Origin of the sequence: Mycobacterium sp., from assembly GCF_049802695.1 — a bacterium.
GTDB lineage: Bacteria > Actinomycetota > Actinomycetes > Mycobacteriales > Mycobacteriaceae > Mycobacterium.
The window spans coordinates 1-5,726 of sequence record NZ_JBARMY010000388.1 but is presented as its reverse complement, the minus strand read 5'-3'; the positions used below and the strand labels follow the sequence as shown (position 1 = coordinate 5,726).

The following is a 5,726-nucleotide window of genomic DNA, read 5'->3' as shown; positions in this document are numbered from 1 at the left end:
TTACCGGCGACGTCGTGCCCGGCGAAGCGGACCTGGATCTGTCCGGTTATCCCGGCGCGGCAGTGAAGACGGGCAATTGGGTGACCGACCAATTCCAGCTCGACGCCTTCGGTGAAGCGCTGCTACTGCTGGCTTCGGCGGCTCGCCTGGACCGCCTCGACAGCACGCATTGGCGCGCCGCGCAGACGTTGGTTCGGGCCATCGAAAAACGGTGGCGCCAGCCGGATGCCGGCATCTGGGAAGTGGACGACCGGCGTTGGGCGCATTCCCGACTCATCTGTGCGGCCGGACTACGACGCATCAGCGAAACGGCGCCGACACAGCAGGGCGCCCAATGGCAGCGACTGGCCGATCGCCTGGTCAGCGAGACCGATCGGGACTGCCTGCATCCATCTGGTCGATGGCAACGATCACCGGATGATTCGCGGATTGACGCGGCGTTGCTGCTGCCCGCGATCCGCGGGGCGTTGCCGGCCAACGATCCGCGCAGCATGGCCACGGTAGAGGCGGTACGAGCCGAACTCGGCCGGCACGGGTTCGTTTATCGATTTCGACCCGACGAGCGCCCGCTAGGCGATGCCGAAGGAGCCTTCCTGTTGTGCGGCTTCCTGATGGCGCTGGCGGACCACCAGCAGGGCAACGATCTAGCAGCCGTCCGCTGGTTCGAGCGCAACCGCACCGCGTGCGGTCCGCCCGGCCTGTTCACCGAGGAATTCGACATTCGGCAGCGTCAACTGCGCGGCAACTTGCCGCAGGCTTTCGTACATGCCTTGTTGTTCGAGGCAGCGCATCGCCTTTCGGACGGGTACGGTCCTCCGGTCGGCGCTGGAACTGGGTGACTTCTCGCCGTGCCAGCGGATCTGAGCAGTAATTTGTTCCTGGCCGCGGACGGCATGATGGGTTGGCCGCGGCGCAAATTGACTCACAAGATGACCCGGCGGCTCACAAGATGACTGTGGTCATAACCCATGCCCCTCAAGGAGTAGCAGTTGCTGGTTTCCGCCGCACGCCGCGAGGTAGGCTTGAGCGGTGGCTGCGGTCGACAAGATGCTTGTTGAGCTGTGGAAGAGCAGCTGGGTGTACAACTGGCTTCGTTTGAAGGGCTATGTTGCCTTCGACCTGCCGAGGATGGTCACCGCGCTAGGAAGTTTTTTACTAATTTTTATCGCCGCGGCACATACCTACGTCGCGACCACCGAGACCGGGGTGCCGATGTACTTCAAGGTTTACTCCGCGCTACTGACCGCCGGATGCCTCGTGATAGCAGGCGGCATGTGGTTCAGGCTCGGTCCGCGTGTGCCGCAGCTGAGTTGGTTTCTCGGTGATCTGCTCGCAGTGCTTTTCACCGGGATCTATCTGGCAAGCCGCGTGATCAGTTTGCGGGGGCTGGCGGCGGTGACAGGACGCTGGGACTTCGCGCCCGGGACGTTCGCACTCGCCTTCGCAGGAGCCTTCGTCGCCCTGCACATGTCGGTGCTTCTGCGCATCAACGTGGCTTATCCTGACCGGCAGGGCTGGGAAGACTAGACGGGGCAGCGAAGACATGACAACACTTGACTATCCGGTGTGGCTGCGAATCGACCACTGGCTCAACGTGCTGTTCCTGACGTTGCTGTTGCGCAGCGGAATCGAGATCCTCTCCACCCATCCCAAGCTGTACTGGGACGACAACAGCAGGCCGGGTACAGAGTGGGCACGTTTCACCCGAAAAGTAATGCCGCGCGACAGGCTGTTCGACACCCTCGATGAAGAAGAGGACTACCATCCGCTCTTCTCGCTACCCGGTCACGCTCAGCTGGGTATCGGGCGCCATTGGCACTTCTTCGCGGTAATCGGGTGGATACTGGTCGGCTTTTCGTACTACATGTTGCTGTTCGCGACCGGCCAGTGGCACCGGTACTGGCCCTCTTCCTGGTCGATCTTCACCGAAGCCTGGGATGACATCGTTACCTACATGACGTTCAACCTGCCACCTCTGCTGCCAGGCGAACCGCTGGACGCCATGCAGAAACTGACCTATGCGGGTGTGGTGTTTGTGCTGGCGCCGTTCCAAATTCTCACCGGGGCAGCCCAGTCACCGGCGGTCGAGGCGCGGTTCCCGTGGTATGTGCAGATGTGGGGCGGACGGCAGTGGGCGCGCAGTCTGCATTTCTTGAGTCTCGTCGCTTTCCTGGGATTCATCCTCATCCACTTGTCGATGGTCTTCTTCTGGGGCTGGGGCCGGCTCAACGCCTCGATGATTTTCGGCTCCGTTCGCAACATCAACTGGGCTACCGCCTGGTCATTCATCATCATCGGGGCGATCGTCTCGATCCATGTGGTTGCGACGGTGTGGAGCCTGCGCAATCCCACTTCTGTTCGCCGGGTGCTCGAGGCGGTGATCAGTCCCGTTCGGCTGGCCCTGTTGCGTCCGTTGAACTCACGACAGAATTATCCGGTAAAGAAGCTGTCCGAACAGCATCGGGTCAATGGAAAACCCCCGACAGCCACCGCCTACAAGGTGATGGCGGTGCACAACTTCGTCGACTGGCGGCTGCGCGTCGGCGGGCTGGTGGAGAACCCGGTGACTTTAGACCTGGCGGCGCTGCGTTCACTGGCCGAACCGGAGACGCAGCGCACGATGCATAACTGCGTGCAGGGTTGGACGAGCATTGGCCAGTGGAGCGGTGTTCATTTAAGCAGCTTGGTGGAGCTGGTGAAGCCGCTGCCGCAGGCGCGCTACATCTGCTTTCTGACCATGCAGGACAACAGCACCGACGAGCCGGCCTCGCACGGCGGAGGACAGTTCTACGAGGTGATGGATCTCGAACTCGCCTACAAGCCGCAGACTCTGCTGGCCTACGAGATGAACGGCAAGCCATTACCGATCAAGCATGGCGCACCATTGAGATTGCGGGTGGAGACCCAGGTCGGCTTCAAGATGGCCAAGTGGATCAACCAGATCGAGTTCATCGACGACTTCGCTGGCATCGGCGCGGGTTTGGGAGGGTGGCGCGAGGACAACGTCTACTACGCCAAAGACGTAGAGATTTGACCGCGCCGGCGACGATGCAGAGCGGAGCGATGAGGAGGTGCGGCGCGATGACTCCCGCCGACAATGTGAGCGTTCGACCTGAGCTGGTCAACTTGGACCGCGCCGAACGCGACTGTGTTCTCGAGCACGTCGCCGTAAAGGGCGGCCACTGCGAGGGTTGCGGCGGCACCGATTTCGACGTGGGTCACGCACTGTATCTTGGCTATCTCTTTCTCGACGAGGACGACGACGCGTACATGGTGGCGTTGAGGTGCCGCAACCGTGATTGCCCCAAGCCGAGAACCGCGATCACGTTGCCGGAGAGCCAGTTTCTGCGCGGCCGCGGCGGAGAAGCCCGAGCCGCGACCTGGCGCGCCTCGGCCCCCGGTGGCGCGTTGCCGACGCCGGTGGCGAATCGGTGAACATCGGTCGAGCAAATCCGAATCGGTCGATTAAGTCTGACAACCCGCGCAGTTCCTCGCACAGCGCTTGATATCGGTGCTCGTCGGCTTCGTCTAGCCGGCCCAGGGAACTGTAGTGGACCAGTCGCCGGAGCCGCCCCGCAAGCGCCGTGCCCCACCTGATGCTGACGTCGTAGCTTTCCTCTTCGCCGACCTCGTCCTTGCGGCCTAGTTCCTTGAGAGCGTTGACCTGTTCGGTCAGCCATGCCACGTCGTCGTCGATGTTGACCGATACGCGGTTCTGCTTCTGTGCCGCGTTCACTTGTCCTCCTTGTTCACAGGTGCGGCTTTGCGACGCTGACCAGATACGGTGTACCGACCAAAGTGAGATACACCCGGTGCGGACCAACAGCCATACCCGACAGCGGCGCCGATTGGATTGCCGGAGGCAGACTTGTTCGGTAGTTGGTGGTCCGAAGCACCGGGACGTCGTTGTGCGGGTAGCCGGTGAAGCTGTCGGTCTCGAGCGTCACCACCTCCTGGTCAGTCGCGGCGTAGATCCGGGTGTCGTCGGTGCCTAGTGCGCGAATCGGTGACGGCAGTCGGGTAGATCCCAGCACCGCTAATCCCTGTCCGCCGCGCCGTGCGCCGACGGCATACAGGGTTTCGCTGTTAGGACTTGCAACGTAACTGCGCGTCACTTCGGCGCCATCACCGGCCGAGACCGCGACATGCATGCTGAGCGAGCCGCGTTGCTCGGGCGGGGACGATGTGCCCTTGTAGTAGCGGATCCCGGATGGTCCGTAGAGGTGGTATTCGATGTCGCGCCCGCGGTTGGCTCCGTCGATCCTGTCGGCGGGGTCTCCGGTGATTCTGGCTGTCGGCAACTTCCGAAAGCCATACTGGTCGACCGGGGTCACCGACAACCCGTCCGCCGACAGTGCGAGCAGCACCCGCATGCCGGCGTCTTCGGCGAGATATGCGGGAGCGGGCCCCGCGTCGAACTCGTCAACTTCGCCAAGTGTGCCCATGTCGACGATCGCCACTTTACCCCGCTCAGGCTGGGGCACCAGGACGTGCCGATCGTCTTTTCGACTTATCTGTAGATTGCGCCCAAGCGCCATCGGCGTCGAAAGGCGCGTCTTGGCGTGTTCGGGGCTGAGCGGATCGGTGATCTCAGCAAGCCGACTGTCCTGGGTGAGCCCGATAAGTGCGTTGGTGCCGTACGACCACACCGGGCCACGCAGTATCGCACCGACTTTGCTCACGACGACCTCTGGTGTGGTCTCCACCGACGTCCCTGGCGCTGAACACCCTGCAGCGGCAATGACACTGGCGACTATGGGAAGACACCAACGCCGCTGCGGCGATTTCTGACGGCCCGTACTGATGGCCACGATCGCTCGACTTCCTTTCACCGTTACTCCGTCGGTGCAGTACCCCGGTAGCTGCCCGGCCACACCTCCACCGCGGTAACCGCGGCTGAACGATTGTCGGCACCTCGGTGCAGGATGCCTTGCCGGTAACGAGGTGAACGTCGGTCCTGACTTCGCCTCTGCGCGCGGGTATCTCGGATTTGGTGCCCGAGAGGTCGTAGGGTTGTCATGGACCGATCGTATAGTGCAGTTCGGCCGCTGGACAGACCAGTCACTCTTCTGCTAGACAGAGAGATAGCCAGCCTTTAAAGAAGTAGGGCGCGGCAGTTTTCTTTTCGATGCGCCGGTAGTGCGCTGTCGATGAGGAGTGCCCTATGCGTTTTACTTCAACTCAAGCCGTCGGTCGCCCGGTTGCTTGCAATGTACTGGTACCAATCGACTTGTGCGGCACGCGTGACTATTTGCGCGCAGGCAAATTTCGTAGCGGTCAAACCGATGATTGTCTTCGTCATTCAAACCTGACCGCAACCACTGAGGTAAGCGCGGGGAGGCCGCCGTGAAACGTTGAGCATCGACTCGGAGGTTAAGCAGCACAGGTGTTGTTGATGCGTGCGCTTCTTGCCATTTCCGTTGCACTCGCCGGTCGGCTAGGGTCCGTCATCGACCAGCGTGGGCAGCGAATCGCACTGTTTTTACAGGTGTTTCGTGAACCAGTGAGAACATCGGGGCATTCGGCAGTAAAAACCGACTTATTGGGCGGCTGTAATAGACTCTGAGACAGACAAATTCGGTGAAGTAGCAACGCCACTCGTTTGGTGCCTCTGGTGGCGGGTACACCACAAGATCGTGATCATCGGCATCGTCACCCGCCAAAGCACCCGGACCGCCGCCGCCGTCTTCGAACGACGGGTAGCGCGTACCGATGGCCATTTGAGC

5 protein-coding genes are annotated in these 5,726 nt (G+C 61.6%); 4 read left to right on the top strand and 1 reads right to left on the bottom strand.

Translation table 11 applies throughout. From position 1 onward, the window contains the following. From WA317_RS15825 to WA317_RS15810, 4 genes are all read left to right on the top strand, one after another. Window positions 1-839: glycoside hydrolase family 15 protein (locus WA317_RS15825; RefSeq protein WP_425173929.1), on the top strand; the 839-nt coding region annotated here is incomplete at its 5' end. Window positions 840-1,029: 190 nt separating this feature from the next. After that, a complete protein-coding gene (locus WA317_RS15820; protein ID WP_425173928.1) occupies window positions 1,030-1,527 on the top strand; it encodes an oxidoreductase in 498 nt (165 codons plus the stop codon). 16 nt (window positions 1,528-1,543) lie between these two features. Further along, window positions 1,544-3,034, top strand: coding sequence for a molybdopterin-dependent oxidoreductase (locus tag WA317_RS15815; RefSeq protein WP_425173927.1), 1,491 nt, complete (start codon window positions 1,544-1,546; stop codon window positions 3,032-3,034). 47 nt (window positions 3,035-3,081) lie between these two features. Beyond that, window positions 3,082-3,435, top strand: a complete 354-nt coding sequence (locus tag WA317_RS15810; protein ID WP_425173926.1) for a hypothetical protein — start codon at window positions 3,082-3,084, stop codon at window positions 3,433-3,435. 314 nt (window positions 3,436-3,749) lie between these two features. Here WA317_RS15810 and WA317_RS15805 read toward each other — a convergent pair whose 3' ends face one another. After that, window positions 3,750-4,757: a hypothetical protein gene (locus WA317_RS15805; RefSeq protein ID WP_425173930.1), complete on the bottom strand. Its 1,008-nt coding sequence runs from the start codon at window positions 4,755-4,757 to the stop codon at window positions 3,750-3,752. Between the last annotated feature and the right edge of the window lie 969 nt (window positions 4,758-5,726).

Coding starts and splice junctions, on each gene's coding strand:
- WA317_RS15810 (WP_425173926.1), top strand. CDS start 3,082: ATGACTCCCGCCGACAATGTGAGCGTTCGACCTGAGCTGGTCAACTTG.
- WA317_RS15815 (WP_425173927.1), top strand. CDS start 1,544: ATGACAACACTTGACTATCCGGTGTGGCTGCGAATCGACCACTGGCTC.